The sequence below is a fragment of the Pedobacter nutrimenti genome (assembly GCF_032678445.1).
Taxonomy (GTDB): Bacteria; Bacteroidota; Bacteroidia; order Sphingobacteriales; family Sphingobacteriaceae; genus Pedobacter; species Pedobacter nutrimenti_A.
The window spans coordinates 169,142-185,523 of the sequence record NZ_JAVTSQ010000003.1 but is presented as its reverse complement, the minus strand read 5'-3'; the positions used below and the strand labels follow the sequence as shown (position 1 = coordinate 185,523).

The following is a 16,382-nucleotide window of genomic DNA, read 5'->3' as shown; positions in this document are numbered from 1 at the left end:
AAGTGTTTGAAATGAAAAAATATACTGCATATTTATTGATCTCTATAGCATCCCTGGGTACCGGATGTAAAAAATATCTGGAGCAGGCTCCAGATCAGCGGACCAAATTAAATACTCCTGAAAAAGTTTCGGAGTTGCTGGTAACGGCTTACCCTAGCGGAAGCTATATTATGCTGGCTGAGGCCATGTCTGACAATCCTTCTTTTAACAGTACCACCGGATATGATAAACCTGAAAACAGGGATGCTTATTTCTGGAAAGACGTTGAGGGTACCGGACAAGATACCCCGAACAATTACTGGAATGATTGTTACGCTGCCATTGCGGCTGCAAACCAGGCGCTTGATGCCATAAATAAAATAAGTGATCCGCAGAATTACAGTGCTCAGAAAGGAGAAGCTCTGGTTGCCCGTGCTTATGCGCATTTCATGCTGGTTACTTTTTTCTCTAAATGTTATGATCCGGCAACAGCAGCAACGGATCCGGGTATACCTTATGTTACTACACCAGAGAGTATCGTTCTTAAAAATTACGAAAGGAAAACCGTGACCTATGTATATGAGCAGATCGAGAAGGACCTCCTGGCTGGTATTCCATTGTTAAAGGATGAGCAATACAGGGTTCCGGCATATCATTTTACCCATAAGGCCGCTTACGCTTTTGCCAGTCGTTTTTATCTGTTTAAAAAAGATATGGCCAAGGTTGTTCAATATGCTGGCCTGGCTTTCCCTGCAAATAATTTTGCAGCCAATGTTCGTCCCTGGCTGGCTTTTGGTTCTCCAACGGGAGGTTCTACTGAAATTGCGCAGAATATGTCGAGTGCAGCCAATCCGGGTAATCTGTTGCTTTGCGAAACATCTTCATGGGCCGCTAGGAATTATGCAAGAACTATTTATTCTTTGAGCCAAAACCGCTTAAATAGTATTCTTGCTCCGGTTGGTTTAAGCCTGAATGCTTATAAGAGTTATTCTTACTCTTCTACCTTCTATTTTGTACCCAAACTTTATGAACATTTTGTACGCACGAGTATTAATGCGAGTACAGGAGTAGGCTATCTGATGCAGTCTTTGCTGACCACTGAAGAGGTGCTTTTGAACAGGGCTGAGGCTTATATCATGCAGGGAAAGTATACCGAAGCGCTTACAGACATGAACACCTTGATCAGTACCAGAATGACAAATTATGTAGCTGCAAGCAGCAATTTAACGGAAACAAAGATCACCACGTATTACGCGGCTAAAACAGAAGATGTTAAACAAGCTTACCTGTATGCGCTTTTGGATTTGAAGCGGGCCGAATTTGTGGAAGAAGGTATGCGCTGGATGGATATCCTTAGACTAAAAATGACTGTTACACATCTTGATGCCAATGGAAACGCAATGGAACTGGCTGCTGACGACAAGCGCAAGCTTTGGCAGTTGCCTTCAGAAGTTACTCTTGCAGGTTTAGCACAAAATCCACGTTAATTTTAGAACCAAGAACATGAAAAGACAATATATTTTAATCTTACTCTTTTTTGTTGCCTCCTTACTGGGCTGTAAAAAGAATGAAAATCTTGACCGGGATATCGTTGGTCTGGGTGGTGATACCTGGGAGCAAACGGCGCTGGATCAATGGCTGTATAATAACTTTACAAAGCCTTATAACATTAGTGTAAAATACAGATGGGATGGTACGGAATACGACAATTCCAAAACGCTTACGCCACCTAAATTTGAAAAAGTACAGCCTTTGATGGAGGTGGTTAAATCCTGCTGGATTGATGCGTACACTGCCGAAACCGGTCAGGACTTTATAAAACGCTTTGCGCCTAAGCAATATGTACTGGTGGGCAGTTTACAATACAACTCGGGTGGTACGGTTACTCTTGGAGAAGCAGAAGGTGGTGTTAAGGTCACTTTATTTAATGTCAATAATTTTGATAAAACAGACCGCTCCGTTGCAAAGAGGGTATTGAAAACGATACATCACGAATTTACACACATCCTGAACCAGACCGTTACCTATCAGAAGGAGTTTCCGATGGTGACTCCGGCCGGATATACGGCGGATTGGAACAACAGTTCAGCTTTTGCAGCAAATGGTTTCATCAGCCAGTATGCCCAGGCTGCTCCTGGTGAGGATTATGCGGAGATGGTTTCTATCATGCTGACCGAAGGAAAGCAAGGATATGAGGCGATTTTAAAGGCCAATACATCTGCTACAGCAGTGGCTGCTATCCGCGCAAAAGAACAATTGGTGGTGAGTTATTTTAAACAGACCTGGGGCATTGATATTTATGCCTTGCAAAGCCGTGTACAAATTGCGTTGAACGAGACAGCACCGCTTTCGCCATTAACTTACCTGGGGTTTGGAAAGAACAATACGGCTTTAACCGTTAACCCGGACAATTTACCAGGTTTATCTGCGGACTTTAAAGACGTTTTTGCCGCTGCAAAAACTGGTTTGGCACTGGTAGGAGGTGCAGGACGTATCCTGGATAATTTCAATATTCTTTATCCTGCTGCAAATCAGATGGTGTTGAGGTTAAATTACCGCAATTCAGCAGGAAGTCCTTTGGTGGCCAATTTCACTTACAATGTAACTTCAGATGCCAATGGTAATATTTCTCTTGCGCTGGCGAGTACCGACGGTAATGCTGGGGTTATTGCTTCAGGTGTAACCAGTTTAACAAATTATCTGACACAGAATAAATTTACCTATAAGTGGTTTTATAGTCCGAATTATGCATCAGAATATATCGGTCTTTTTAAAACAGCTGATCCAACATCTTTCTTCTTTGGTGTTCCTGGTAATTAATTCATTTTAAAAAATATAAGAGATGAAAAAAATAATATATGTTCTGCTGGTTGTAGTTGCTTTTATAACCAGTTGTAAAAAAGACCAGGACCCGATCTTCGACGATCCTGATACCAGGCTTGCAAAGGCCTTAGATGCAGATAAGAGTCAGATTACCTCGGCAACCAATGGCTGGAAAGCGATGATTTACCCTAAAGGTGGGAAAGGTTTCTCTTTTTATTTTCTGTTTGGTGCAGATGGAAAAGTGAAAATGTTGTCTGATTTTAATGCAGCCTCAGCGACGACTTTGCAGGAAAGCACTTATCGTTTGAAAGCGCTGCAACGTCCTACATTGATTTTTGATACTTACAATTATATCCATTTGGCTGCAGATCCTGATGCTTCGGTAAGTGGTGGTGCTTCTGCATCTGGTTTGTCTTCTGATTTTGAGTTTGCTTTTGCTTCTGTAGCGGGCGATAGCATCAAAATGGAGGGGACATTTAACAGCAATAAAATGGTGATGATTAAACTGGGTGCTGAGGAGTCAAAGGCTCTATTGGAGGGTGGTCTTAAAACGATGACTCAGGCGAATACAGCTTACTTGCAGCTCAATAAAAACCCTTATTTATTGTTTTCGGATGGGACTAAAGGGGCCATTTTGATTGATCCGGTTGCGAAAACGGTAAAGTTAAATTATCTGGACAGTAAAGAAGCTAGTCAGTTGCAAACGGTAAATTTTGCTTATGGCATCAACAAGATTACGCTTAGCGGTTATTTAAAATATGGGAATTTCAGTTTTAATGAGCTGTTATATGATCCGGCAGCTAAGATCTATTATGCGATGTCTGGTACTACTCGTATTGACTTGCAGAATTCTGTAACGCCTATTATTCCACTCCGGACCTTGTTTATGCCGGCTGGGAAGGATTATTCACAAATGGAATACAATCCGAGTACTGTAGCGGCGAACTTGTCTTCAGATTTTAATGCAAAATATAATACGGCCAAGACTGGTTTGGCGGCTGTGGGAAATGCGGGCCGGACATTGGATGCTGTCAGGGTAATCATCAACCTGGACAATACGATGAGTTTGAGGTTTTATTACCACAATACGTCGAATTCGAATTTCCAGGCCAATATGACCTATAGTTATTCGAGGGATGCAAGTGGAACGTTTTCTTTTGTATATCTGGCTTCGGATGGTAATGCGGGTGTTGTTGGTGGTGGTTTGACGTCTTTAAAGGATTACTTCAGTAACAATACATTTAAAGTGGATTGGGTTTCTAATCCTGGTGGAGGGGCTTCTTATGGTGGTTTTTATACGACTGCTAATCCGGCTTCCTTCTTTTATGGTACTTTAATTAAGTAGATTAATTTTAGTGTGAATAGGGAAAGGGGTATCCGTGGATTCGGATACCCCTTTTTATGCATAATGTTTTTGGAAGTGAAATTTTTGGAGGTGAATTTTTTGGAAAATTCTGTACAGCTGCTTCAAGACTAACGATATCAGGCGGGCTGAAGGGCCCGCAGATCTCTGAGGTCTTTCCGCAGCGTACGAGAATTTTCCGTAGCAAATTGCAGAGGAGGGTGGTGACCGTGCGGGGAGCAGAGTAGAGAGAGTAGAGAGTTGAGAGCAGAGTTGGGTGCGGGGAGCAGAGGTTAAAATGCAGGGAGTGGAGTTTAAAGAGCAGGGAGTGGAGTTTAAAGAGCGGGGAGCAGAGGTTAAAATGCAGGGAGTAGAGTTTAAAGAGCAGGGGCTAGGGTAGGGAGTAGATTTCTTTTTTTTATAGATGGTTTTGAAACTATTTGTGCGTCAGTGTGTTTGTTGATTAGGTTCAGCTATTTATTATGGAATCAAGGGGATATATACCAACAATGCTTTCTGGAAAGGGTATTTTGTTTTTGGTGGTTATTTGCCTTGTTTTTCAATGGTCTTGTACGGTGAAACGGCCGTTGGTTAAAGCTGGATCCGAGGTTAGAACTGATGCTGTACAGGCGCCTGTTGCTCAGTTGAATAAAACGGATGTCGATTTTCAGTCTGAATTTGGTAAGGTATTTAAACATAAAGTTGATGATCTGGTTTATCCGGAGTTGATCCGTCGTTTTTATGAGAAGGAAAATTATCAGCCTGTATTGATTTCCAGGTTCCTTTCTGATCATTCTATAGAAGGTTTTCTGGGTTATTTGTCGCAGGCGGGTAAGCATGGTCTAAATCCGGAATTGTTTGGTTTAATGGCTATTCAGAAACAGTACGATGAATATCTGGAACAAGGATCGGTTTCTGGTAAGGAAGGCTACAGGAACAGTATGGAACTGGAGTTATCGGTAGCGAGTGCCTTGATTAAATACAGTTCGGTATTGCAATATGGTCTGGCTGATCCTGCCCAAATTTGTCCTCATTACAGCACGCTGACTTTGCGGCCGGATAGTGCAGCTATTTCTCATATATTGGAAGTACAGTCTCTTAGGAAATACCTGGACAGCATACAGCCTAAGAACCGCCAGTATCTGGCTCTGCAGAGGGCTTTGAATGCGGAAGCCCGAACAGCCATGAAAAGCAAGGAGGAAGTTTGTATGGCGCTTGTTGTTAACCTGGAACGGTTGAGGTGGAAGAACCAGCCTTCCGGGCAGACTTTGGTTCGGGTGAACATTGCAGGTTTTAATCTTGATGTTTTGAACCAGGGAAAATCGACTGTGCAGATGAAGGTTTGTGTAGGGGAGAAAGGTGAGAAGGAAACTCCGCAGCTGAATAGTATGATTTATTCGGTGCAGGTCAATCCGGTGTGGAATATCCCGCAGAGTATCGCCAGAAACGAGACGACTAAAAATGCAGCTGAGGACCGGTATTATCTGGCCAATAACAATATTAATGTATATAAGAAGGGGAAGTTGATCGGGGATCCGGAGTCGATTGACTGGAGTATGGCAGATCCGGATGAGTATTCTTTTAAACAGCAGCCGGGGGAGCAGAATGCATTGGGTCGGATTAAATTCCTCTTTAAAAATGAAAGCAGCGTTTATCTTCATGATACGCCGGTACAATCTCCTTTTAAAAAGGAGATGCGGGCCATTAGTCATGGTTGTGTGCGGGTAGAGAAACCACTGGAGCTTGTGTTGGCACTGTTTGGACAGAATGAAAAATACGAACAGATCAAACGGGCCATGAGCAGCGGCTATCCTAAAGCTAAATTTATTGGGCTACCCAAACCGGTTCCCATTTGGATTACCTATTTTACGGCATGGGCGGATCAGAATGGCTTGATTCATTTGTATAAGGATGTTTATCAGCTGGATCCTTTGGTGTACAGAACTTTGTTGTAATCTGTAATTGTGGCCTATGTTTTTCTGGAAAGGCTTTATTCGGTGTCTTCGGCAGCGGAATGGGTGAGGACTTGCTGGTACTTTTGCTCGTCGAATTCATTTTCACTTTTGGCAATCACTATGGTTGCAATACCATTACCGATGAGATTGGTGATGGAGCGGGCTTCTGACATAAAGCGGTCTACGCCCAAAAGGATGGCTACATTCTCAATGGGCATGATCTTTAAGGAAACCAGGGTAGTGCTCAATACAATAAAACCACTTCCTGTAACACCAGCAGCACCTTTGGAAGTGACCATTAAGATGCCCATTGCAGTGAGCTGCTGCCAGATACTGAGTTCAATGTTGAATACTTGTGTAAGGAAGATCAGGGCCGCAGAGAGGTAAATAGAGGTGCCATCCAGGTTAAAGGAATAGCCGGTGGGAATAACCAGGCCAACCACGGATTTGGAACAGCCAAACTTTTCCATCTTTTGCATCATGCTGGGCAGGGCCGATTCGGAGGATGAGGTACCCAGGACCACCAGGATTTCCTGCCGGATGTATTTGAGATAGGCCCACAAACTGAATTTGTAGCGGTAACAGACCAGGTTCAGGACTATAAAAATAAACAGAATACAGGTGAGGTAGACCGTAAACATAATCTTGGCCATAGGCAACAGGGTATGAAGGCCGTAATTGCCGACGGTAAAGGCCATTCCGCCAAAGGCTCCGATGGGCGCCAGTTTCATTACAAACTTCATCATGTTGAAGAGTACCTGCGAGATTTTTTCAAATCCCTGGAGTACTGAGGCACCGGACTCGCCCATTTTACTCATACCGAAGCCAAACAGGATGGCAAAAAACAAGATCTGCAGGATCTCTCCCTTGGCAAAAGATTCTACAATGTTGTGCGGAACGATATGGGTCACGAATTCCAGCCAGTTGATACTGTCAGTAGCCAATGGTACGACATATTTGATCTTTTCATGTACCGGGATAACGCCTTTGCCAGGTTTCAGGACATTAGCAACCAGTAACCCGATAAAAAGAGCAAGGGTGGTCATGACTTCAAAATACAGCAGCGCTTTGCCGCCTACACGACCAACTTTTTTCACGTCGCCCATTTTTGCAATACCCAGTACAATCGTAAAGAAGATGATGGGCGCAATCAGCATGCTGATCATATTGATGAACGTCTTGCTGATGGTTTGGGCCGTAGGTGCAAAAGAAGGAAAGTAGGCGCCCACTTCTATTCCTAAAATGATGGCTAAGATGACTTGAAAGGTAAGGTTGCTGAAGATTTTTTTCATTGCTTGCGCTGGTTAATCGCTGGATCTTTTTGTAAATATAAAATTATATCTTTATAATTGCGTAATCAGTTACTTATCTATGAACGCAGAAGAAGAACAACCGCCTAAACGAAGCCGGCGGGATTATGAGCTTGATTTTAAGTTGCGCGTGGTTCGCGAAGTTGAAAGTGGCCGGATGAGTTATCATGAAGCTCAAAAGACATATGGCATACAGGGAAAGAGTACAGTGCTGGTTTGGCTGAGAAAGCATGGTTGCCTGGATTGGAAATATCCTAAAAAACAAAGTACACAACGGAAAAATGAACTTCATCCGGAGCAACGCATCAAACAGTTGGAGTCGGCCTTAAAGAGAGAACGAACCCGAAACCAGATGTATGAAAACCTGTTTGAAATACTGGAAAAGGAACAAGGAATTCAATTGCCGGAGCAACGTAAGGAATTGGATAAATTGAAGCCAGGTAAATTACAACGGAAGGTTTAACGCTCAAAACAATATGATATCTAACCTAGTCATTTTATAAATGGATTTTTTTGATAAGATTGGTAAAATAGCCATTGGAAGCCGGCTTCGGATGCTGACAGAGAAAATTACTGAAGATGCGGCACAGCTGTATAAGTCTTACGATGTTGATCTTCAGCCAAAATGGTTCCCTGTTTTTTATGTGCTTTCGCAGGGAGAAGAGAAGACGGTAACCGAGATTGCCAAAGAGATAGGACATTCACATCCCTCAGTGAGTAAGATCTTGGGTGAAATGTCTAAAAAGGGGCTGATCAGAGAAAAAAAGGATAAAACTGACGGACGCAGGAATATTGTAGGACTTTCTAAAAAAGGCTTACAGATTACCGAGAAGATTGAAGTTCAGTACGGAGATCTGGCGGGGGCCATTGATGCAATTACACAACAAACACAGCATGATCTTTGGAAAGCTGTAGCAGAATGGGAGTTCTTACTGGAACATAAATCTCTGTTGTTAAGGGTACAGGAACAGAGGAAGGCCCGGGAAAGTAAAAATGTAGAAATTGTTAACTATGAGCCTAAATACAAAGAAGTTTATAAGGCGCTTAATACGGAATGGATTTCTACCTATTTTAAAATGGAGGATACAGACTATAAGATGCTGGATGATCCTGAAGGGTACGTTTTAAATCATGGCGGGCATATCTTTGTTGCCATTTATAATGATGAGCCAATAGGGGTATGCGCATTGCTTAAGAGAACAGATCCTGAATATGAGTATGAACTGGCAAAAATGGCGGTTTCTCCCCGTGCTCGGGGCAAACATGCAGGTTGGCTGCTTGGGCAGGCCGTTATAGAAAAAGCAAAACTTTTAGGTGCAGATAAGCTCTACCTGGAAAGCAATACCATACTAAAACCAGCCATCAATTTGTATCATAAACTGGGTTTTAATAAGGTGTCTGGAAGAAACACGGGTTACGAAAGGGTTAACATTCAAATGGAACTACAGTTGTGAAACTTTATTTATGGCATACTATTGTGGTGCCGTTTACAATTCAGGAATCTCAACCGGTCATTGGGAAAGAACATATTACCATCCCGGAAATAATGAATACATGCCGATCTGGCAAATGGTTAATCAGTACAACTGGCATGGAGCACATCATGCAGAGCAGATCATTTCCTTACGTAAAAGAATGGGATGGTAATATGTTTGTGGATTTGTATGTAGGTATTAATTTCCCATACGAAAATCACGCACACTGTTCTGCTGCAGGCTCAATTCCTCGAAATAGCTTACCGATCCCGTATCTACAGGACATTGAGCACTAATTCCCATCCAGATTTCAGCAGGGTAGTTGTTCTTATAGAGGCGAACCATATGCCAGGTCTTCTTATCAACAGAATAATAGCTGGCTACCGTACGGGTATCAGAAGAGATCTTCATGTAAACAAAAGGGCTCTGTATGGCATCGTGGTTATTGTCATCAGAGGTGCCAATGGTGCGTACAGTGACCAATCGGTGGTTTCCACGCTCATCTTGTTCAAAACAATACTTCTGATAAAAATTATCATGTACATAGATATAAAGTACTCCTGCATTGTAAAGTCCTTTTTCTGTAAAAGTAGGAGTGACCTTTGAAACTAAGGTGAAAGGCTTTGTATTATCTACCTTTGCCAGAAGAATAGGGGCGGTATTATTCGATAGCTGGTTATTCGGATCGGAGAAATAGTCCTTCTTTTCACCTACATGGAAAGCTATTTTTCCACTTTGGTCTATTTTCGCAAGGGTGTCTGCTCCGTTAACGGACTTTGTAAAATGAATTCCAGAGATTGAAATATCGCAAGGTGTTCCATTTACACGTGCCGAATCGGTAGATGTTACCTTCAGTGAATCTTTAGATTCCTGATCTTTGATCTCCTTATTATTGCAGCTGAATAAAAAAGCGATTCCTAGTAAAGCACTGATACCTGAAAATTTTGATTTCATAGTTGTTTTATATTTTATAATCGTCGAAAAAACATATTTTCGTCAGGCTAAAGTTAAATACAGACTCCAGTTGCTGCAATACCTCAAATTAACCAATTTTTAGTGAAAACATGGAACAACGCTCTATCCAGGATCAATTAACTACCGCTTTATTAGGACAATCTTTTTCAAGTAGTAGCCAGGATACTGTTTTACTTGATGAATACAAGCGTTTGGTAGAAGGATATGTAGATATTGACCATAGTATAGCCGTACTTTCTGATTTTCAGGCAAACCGAAGCTATATCTATGTGGGTAGCTTTGGTCAGCACTTTGGATTGTCTTGTGGTCATATTGTAATTGAATCGGCATTTGAAGAATGTATTTTTGATAAGGTCCACCCGGATGACTTGACAGAGCGCCATATTTTAGAGCTCAGCTATTTTGAACATCAGAAGAGTTTACTGCCCTCCGAACGCAAGAAATACAGCACAATCAGTAGAATAAGGGCCAGTAATGCAGAGGGCGAATATTCCTATATAAACCATCGCACCATTTATTTAAAGAGCCAACCTAACGACAGTGTGTGGCTGGCCTTATGTATTTACGCACCCTCAGTTGACCTGTTCCCACGACCGGGGATAGATGGGAAGATTGTTAACAGGGAAACAGGTGAAACTATATCCTTTGAACAGTATAGAAATTACAGTCAGCAAGTCCTTAGCCGAAGAGAGGTAGAGATCCTTAATCTTATTGCAAAAGGAATGGGAAGTAAAGAAATTGCCGCGCAGTTACATATCGCGGTTTACACGGTACGCAGGCACAGACAAAACATCCTTCGCAAAATGCAGGTTTCCAATACAGCAGAAGCTGTAAAAACGGGTTTAGCTATAGGAATCATTATATGAAAGCATATTTATATCTATGTATAATAGTCTATAAAGGTATCGGCTGATTGCAGTGAGTATGTAAAATAAAAGACAAAAAACTCTTTTATTTTACAGGTCCATCGCTTACCTTTGTTGTGCAAATGGGAATTTTTTCAAAAACGTGCGAATATGCTATGAGATCGGTTTTTTTTATCGCTCACCGTACAGCTTCCGGCAATAGGGTAGGGATAAAAGAAATTTCATCTGGCATTGATTCTCCCGAGCATTTTCTAGCTAAGATTTTACAGGATTTAAGTAGAAAAGGAATTGTTCAGTCTATAAAAGGACCTAACGGCGGATTTTATATGGACGCGACAACCCTTGCAAGACCTTTGTCTGACGTAGTAGAAGCTGTGGATGGGAAAAGCCTGTTTACCGGCTGCGGTCTGGGCCTGGAATATTGCTCCGAAACCAATCCTTGTCCATTACATGAAGAATTTAAAGGAATCAGAAACAGAATACAACAAATGCTTCAACAAACCACTATTGGAGAGTTTAATGAAGACCTGAACCTGGGGATTACTAAATTGAAGAAATAAAAAAAATTACCCTAATAAAAGATAAAAAGGTATTAATATATTTTATTATGACAACAGAACAAAAACAATTGATCAGCGCGACGGTTCCAGTATTAAAAGAAAACGGAATATTGTTAACCAAACATTTCTATAACAGAATGTTCACCCACAATCCGGAACTTAAAAACATGTTTAATATGGGAAATCAGCAAAGTGGGAAACAGCAAACTGCTTTGGCTATGGCGGTGTTGGCTTATGCTGAAAACATTGCAAATCCTGGAGTATTAATGCCGGTGGTAGACAGAATAGGGCATAAGCATGTGAGTCTGGACATCAGGCCTGAGCATTATCAAATTGTTGGGCGCCATTTAATTGCCTCCATCAAGGAAGTTTTAGGGGAAGCTGCTATGCCTGAAATTGTAGATGCATGGACCGCAGCATATGTACAGTTAGCTGCTCTGATGTCTGGTCACGAGGCCAATCTTTATGAGCAAAAAACAAGTCTGGATAATGGATGGACAGGCTGGCGTCCATTTAAAATAGATAAAAAAGTTGAGGAGTCAACAGAGATCACTTCGTTTTACTTATATCCTTCCGATGGAGGAAAGGTGATGCCTCATATACCTGGTCAATACATTAGTCTTAGGGTCTTTTTTCCGGAGATGGAACTTTATCAGGCCAGGCAATATAGCATTTCAAGTGCCCCATCTAACGAATACTACAGAATATCCGTAAAAAAAGAAAAAGGTACCCAAATAGATACGGATGGTAAAATTAGTAACTACCTTCACAATTTTATTCAGGAAGGCAATAAGGTGGATTTAACGGCTCCTGCAGGGACCTTTACACTTTCTGAGGAGCTTAGCGCTCCAGTAGTGTTAATTAGCGGAGGAGTAGGTTTAACACCTATGATAAGTATGCTCGAGAATTTGGTTGAAAAGAATTACAACTACCCGGTAACCTGGCTTCATGGCTGCAGAAACCGTTCTGTACATGCATTTAAAGAGAAAATAGATCAGATTACTCAAACGGCAGATCAGGTTACCCAACATGTTTTTTATGATGTATCTACTCACGAAGATAGACAACAAGGCATTATAGAAGGTTTTTTAGATATCCATAAGATAGCATCTTTGCCACAATTTCCCGGTACAAGATATTATGTGTGCGGACCCTCTGCTTTTATTCAAAAGCAATATACAGACCTAATCGCTTTGGGTATTGATAAAGAAGCAATTTTGTTTGAAGAATTTGGCCCTCAATTGCTTCAGTTGAATTAAGGGCAATCATTTGATGAAGCCATCTCTGTTTTAAAAACAAGGATGGCTTCGTTTTATTCAAGTTCTTTGATTCTTTCGTTTACTGGTATCAACTTTCCAGACGTTACTAGTCTTAAGAAGGGTATAAAGTAGTAAAAGGTTTTTATTCCTATACAAAATCGTTACTTCTGCTGTATTCTTATGAATATCAAGCTGAGCAACTTCGTAAATTAATGGTGTCTCTGCAGCCGGCAGGTTGACTTGCTTTTCCTTTTCATAAACCACATTGAAAGTTCCAATCTGTTCAGGCCAGTTGTTTTCATAATACTTATTTTTAATAACGACTAGAGTTTGAGTTTGGGGCGTAATTTCGGCCAGAAAACTCGGATGACTAACAATACAATTTAATATGGAGACTGTGTCTTGAAATTTGACAAATTCTGATGAAGATCTGCTATTACAGGCCATTATCAGAAGTGAAAATATGAAAACACAGGGCTTCATCGTTAGTTTGTTTTGCTGACTTTGTAGAATTTCCTTCCTTTAATTAACATTTTCATTCTTTGCCTCTTTAAGGATAGATTTACTCCTGCCTCCCTGTTCTCCCTAACCTGCATTTTATAAGCTTTCAGAATATCCTTGTAAGTGAGTATTCCAATAACCTTATGCTCAGCAGATACAACAGGGATAAGCTCTTGTTGTTGCTCAGACATTAATTCTACGGCCCTTGAAAGACTATCGTTACTTTTGATAACACAGGTAGATTTCTTTAGGATGGAAGAAACAGCAGCTTCATCACTAAGGCCCCCTTTATACAAATCCGTAATTGCAGCTGTTCCCAGAAAATGCCCTTCATGGTCAATTACAATAAAGTGGGTATCCGTTAATGTGGTGCTTTCCAGGTAGGCTTTAATCTCTTTTACCAGCGTATGAGGGCTTAATGCCATCGATTCATGGGAAATGACTTGTGCTACAGACAATTTCCTTAAAACATCGGGCTCATAAGAGTCAGGTGTATAAATTCCCCTTCGGGCAATTTTCTCTGTCATAATGGTATTTTCCATGAAGAAAAAGGAAATCAGGTAAGAGGCTGTACAGGCGCACAGCAACGGCAATAATGCGGCAGGTTGCATGGTTGCTTCCAATGCGAAAGCAATGCTGGTGAGATAGGCACGGGAGGCACCTGCAAACATCGCAGACATGCCAATTAAGGCTGCCATGGGCAGGCTTAAGCCCGCAGAAGGAAAAAGTTGGATGAGAATAGAACCAATAATGGCTCCACAAGCACCACCAATCGTTAATAAGGGAGCAAGCGTTCCGCCGGAAGTTCCACTACCCAGGGCAATTGCCCAGGAAAGAAATTTAAATAAAGACAGACTCAATAATAGGACGAATGTGATATGGCCGGAAAGTATATTGATGATGTTGTCATAACCAACACCAAGTGTATTTGGCTCATAGTATCCAATTAATCCTACAGCAAGGCCACCAAGAGCAGGCCACCATATCCAATGGATAGGTAATTTCTCAAAAAGATCTTCAATCGCATAAACGGCCTTAGTTAGGCCCAGCGATAAAAAACCAATCACAATACCAATGAAACTGTAAATACCCAAGGCCAGGTTTCCGGGAATTTCCAAAGTTGGCATAGGAAATACAGGCCCGGATTCAAACAAGAAATGGTGCCCTGCGGCACCGGTTATGCAGGCTAAAGCTACCGGAAGAATAGCCTTTGGAGAGAATTCAAACAACAATAGTTCTACAGCCAGAAATATAGCCGCTATAGGTGTGCCAAATATTGCCGACATACCAGCGGTTGCACCGGCTGCCAGAATTACTTTCCTTTCACTGGAGGTAATTTTAAACAATTGCCCAAGCGTAGATCCTAATGCTCCTCCGGTGGCAATAATAGGACCTTCCGCTCCAAATGGTCCTCCGGTTCCAATCGCTATTGCAGAGGATATAGGTTTTAAAAAGGTGATTACAGGTTTGATTTTGCTTTCATTAACCAGGATCTGTTCCATCGCTTCTGGAATTCCATGGCCGCGTATAGCTTTAGATCCATATAAAGCCATTACGCCAACTAACAAGCCTCCAATTGCAGGAATAACAATTACCCAGATGCCCAGGTGATTCGCAGCCGGGCTGTGAAAACGGAGATCAACAGTGCCGTAAAATGCCAGATTAGTGACCAGGTTAATGAGGTAAATGAGAAACTTAGCAATCAGACTGATCAACATGGCTACTATAACTGAAAAAACAGATATCTGAACCAATCTCTTTTTTAACAAAAAACTCTGTTTTTTATCCTGCTCTGTATAGGTTAAAGAATCGAGAGTTGGCGATATTGGTATGCCGTTTTTATAGTTTGTTGTTTTCATTTTATTCTTAAACTGTTTAATGTCGTTTTTCGGACCAGATGACCAGGTCAATATTACCTTAGTTTTATATGGCCACAAAGCTATGAAATTCAAATCTAAAATTTCGTTAATAATATTGTTTATTTAATATTATTTTTATATTTAATGTATTTTATTGTTTTTTAATATTGTTTGTGCAATGTTTGTAGCTTTGTAGTGTTTAGCTGGTATTATTGGGTGGATTGATTACATTTGCAATTGTTAACATGGCCAGAAAGAATCCTTTATGAAAGAATGCAAAAATACTTGTGACCTTAATACTTGTTTCCTATGCAACAACTGTCTTCCCGAGTGGAAACCAGCAGTTGCGGCTTCGCGGAAAAATTTTGAAGTAAAAAAGGGCGAGCAGATATTTAAAGAAGGTGATTTGGCAACAGGTATCTATTTTATTTATAAAGGAACAGTAAAGGTTCATAAACGCTGGGATAACGAAAAGGACCTGATTATTCGCTTTGCGAAAACTGGAGATATGCTAGGCCATTTAGGCATGGGTAAAGACCGCGTTTTTCCAGTTACCGCAACTGCGATTGAGCCTGTTGTAGTTTGTTATATGGATATGGACTTTTTTGAGTCGTCATTGAAAGTCAATACCGGGTTCACCTATAAGCTGATGCATTTCTTTGCCGATGAATTACAAGAATCGGAAAAAAGGATGCGTAATCTGGCCCATATGTCTGTCAAGGCCAGGATTGCACAAGCTTTTCTTGCTTTAAAGGAGAAATTTGGAGCCAATGACCAAGGGGAGATCGGAGTTGAAATTACCCAACAGGATATTTCTTCTTACGCTGGCGTTTCTTATGAGACTCTATTTAAGGTCAATCAGGAATTGAAACGATTAAAAATAATCGAAATACAAGGAAAGTCGATCTTTGTCAAACAACAGGAAAGTCTCCTCCAAATTGTAAAAGAAGATAATCAGTAATAACATCTAATCGATCCTGCGACCTATTTGTTTCCACGAAGAGATATAAAAAATAAGCCCGATCACCAATAAAACACCACCGGTAAAGGTTACCCATGGAAAGGATTTAATACCATTGATATTAATTGTCCATGCATGCGCATCAACAGCATTAACGTAATTAAGGTTTTTGAAGATAAAACTTCCTACGATCATCATAGCAATTCCGGCTATAATCAATACGATGGCTGATTTTTTCATTTTATTTCTAATTTAATATAAGTATTAATATTTATATCAAAAATTGATCCATTAATATTGTATTTGCAATATTAATTTCCATATTGATCTAATATGGATATACAAAACAATAGGAATAGAATCGGGCAGTATATCGCTATGAAACCATCATGAGTTAATGTTCATAAAGCACAATGAACCGAGCTTTAGCGAGCCTTTGAATGCAAATGAGAACAATAAGCAAAGCATTATTAATTATATACTAATGAAAAATTATGCATAGTATTGCTGCATCTAA

The 16,382-nt window shown here is 40.9% G+C and carries 16 protein-coding genes; 11 read left to right on the top strand and 5 right to left on the bottom strand.

Annotated features, from left to right (window positions below; translation table 11 throughout):
* Positions 1-11 precede the first annotated feature (11 nt).
* The 4 genes from R2S08_RS05905 (at position 12) to R2S08_RS05890 (ending at position 6,099) form a co-directional block, all read left to right on the top strand.
* Positions 12-1,466, top strand: a complete 1,455-nt coding sequence (locus R2S08_RS05905) for a RagB/SusD family nutrient uptake outer membrane protein (RefSeq protein WP_316834272.1) — start codon at positions 12-14, stop codon at positions 1,464-1,466.
* Between the two features lie 16 nt (positions 1,467-1,482).
* Entirely contained in the window at positions 1,483-2,799 is a 1,317-nt protein-coding gene (locus R2S08_RS05900) for a putative zinc-binding metallopeptidase (protein ID WP_316834271.1), read from the top strand.
* A gap of 22 nt (positions 2,800-2,821) precedes the next feature.
* The gene (locus tag R2S08_RS05895) at positions 2,822-4,147 is read left to right on the top strand and encodes a DUF4302 domain-containing protein (RefSeq protein ID WP_316834270.1); all 1,326 of its coding nucleotides are present in this window, start codon (positions 2,822-2,824) and stop codon (positions 4,145-4,147) included.
* A 479-nt stretch (positions 4,148-4,626) separates the two neighbouring features.
* A complete protein-coding gene (locus R2S08_RS05890) occupies positions 4,627-6,099 on the top strand; it encodes a L,D-transpeptidase family protein (protein ID WP_316834269.1) in 1,473 nt (490 codons plus the stop codon).
* 35 nt (positions 6,100-6,134) lie between these two features.
* On the opposite strand, the gene dctA is transcribed toward R2S08_RS05890, so the two are convergent.
* On the bottom strand, positions 6,135-7,391 hold the full coding sequence (dctA, locus tag R2S08_RS05885; RefSeq protein ID WP_316834268.1) for a C4-dicarboxylate transporter DctA: 1,257 nt from the start codon (positions 7,389-7,391) through the stop codon (positions 6,135-6,137).
* A 79-nt stretch (positions 7,392-7,470) separates the two neighbouring features.
* Between dctA and R2S08_RS05880 the strand changes: the two genes are divergently transcribed.
* From R2S08_RS05880 to R2S08_RS05870, 3 genes are read left to right on the top strand one after another with little or no spacing between them, the layout of a single operon-like run.
* On the top strand, positions 7,471-7,872 hold the full coding sequence (locus R2S08_RS05880) for an IS630 transposase-related protein (protein WP_316834267.1): 402 nt from the start codon (positions 7,471-7,473) through the stop codon (positions 7,870-7,872).
* Between the two features lie 40 nt (positions 7,873-7,912).
* Positions 7,913-8,863: a bifunctional helix-turn-helix transcriptional regulator/GNAT family N-acetyltransferase gene (locus tag R2S08_RS05875; protein ID WP_316834266.1), complete on the top strand. Its 951-nt coding sequence runs from the start codon at positions 7,913-7,915 to the stop codon at positions 8,861-8,863.
* Between the two features lie 10 nt (positions 8,864-8,873).
* Complete coding sequence (locus R2S08_RS05870; protein ID WP_316834265.1) at positions 8,874-9,056, top strand: DinB family protein; 183 nt, start codon at positions 8,874-8,876, stop codon at positions 9,054-9,056.
* A 26-nt stretch (positions 9,057-9,082) separates the two neighbouring features.
* Here R2S08_RS05870 and R2S08_RS05865 read toward each other — a convergent pair whose 3' ends face one another.
* Positions 9,083-9,838, bottom strand: a complete 756-nt coding sequence (locus R2S08_RS05865) for a DUF1349 domain-containing protein (RefSeq protein ID WP_133781751.1) — start codon at positions 9,836-9,838, stop codon at positions 9,083-9,085.
* A 110-nt stretch (positions 9,839-9,948) separates the two neighbouring features.
* On the opposite strand from R2S08_RS05865, the gene R2S08_RS05860 reads away from it, so the two are divergent.
* From R2S08_RS05860 to hmpA, 3 genes are all read left to right on the top strand, one after another.
* Positions 9,949-10,725 (top strand): helix-turn-helix transcriptional regulator, encoded by a 777-nt coding sequence (locus R2S08_RS05860; protein WP_316834264.1) that lies wholly within the window; start codon positions 9,949-9,951, stop codon positions 10,723-10,725.
* 122 nt (positions 10,726-10,847) lie between these two features.
* Positions 10,848-11,285, top strand: a complete 438-nt coding sequence (locus R2S08_RS05855; protein WP_316834263.1) for an Rrf2 family transcriptional regulator — start codon at positions 10,848-10,850, stop codon at positions 11,283-11,285.
* A gap of 47 nt (positions 11,286-11,332) precedes the next feature.
* Complete coding sequence (gene hmpA, locus R2S08_RS05850) at positions 11,333-12,544, top strand: NO-inducible flavohemoprotein (RefSeq protein ID WP_316834262.1); 1,212 nt, start codon at positions 11,333-11,335, stop codon at positions 12,542-12,544.
* A gap of 57 nt (positions 12,545-12,601) precedes the next feature.
* On the opposite strand, the gene R2S08_RS05845 is transcribed toward hmpA, so the two are convergent.
* Positions 12,602-13,027, bottom strand: coding sequence for a hypothetical protein (locus R2S08_RS05845; RefSeq protein ID WP_316834261.1), 426 nt, complete (start codon positions 13,025-13,027; stop codon positions 12,602-12,604).
* A 2-nt stretch (positions 13,028-13,029) separates the two neighbouring features.
* The gene (locus R2S08_RS05840; protein WP_316834260.1) at positions 13,030-14,904 is read right to left on the bottom strand and encodes a chloride channel protein; all 1,875 of its coding nucleotides are present in this window, start codon (positions 14,902-14,904) and stop codon (positions 13,030-13,032) included.
* 265 nt (positions 14,905-15,169) lie between these two features.
* Here R2S08_RS05840 and R2S08_RS05835 point away from each other — a divergent pair, with 265 nt between their 5' ends.
* Positions 15,170-15,865, top strand: coding sequence for a Crp/Fnr family transcriptional regulator (locus tag R2S08_RS05835; protein ID WP_316834259.1), 696 nt, complete (start codon positions 15,170-15,172; stop codon positions 15,863-15,865).
* 6 nt (positions 15,866-15,871) lie between these two features.
* Here the strand turns inward: R2S08_RS05835 and R2S08_RS05830 are convergent, their stop codons facing one another.
* Positions 15,872-16,105 carry a hypothetical protein gene (locus tag R2S08_RS05830; RefSeq protein WP_133781765.1) on the bottom strand — a complete coding sequence of 78 codons (234 nt, stop codon included), beginning with the start codon at positions 16,103-16,105 and terminating at the stop codon, positions 15,872-15,874.
* Between the last annotated feature and the right edge of the window lie 277 nt (positions 16,106-16,382).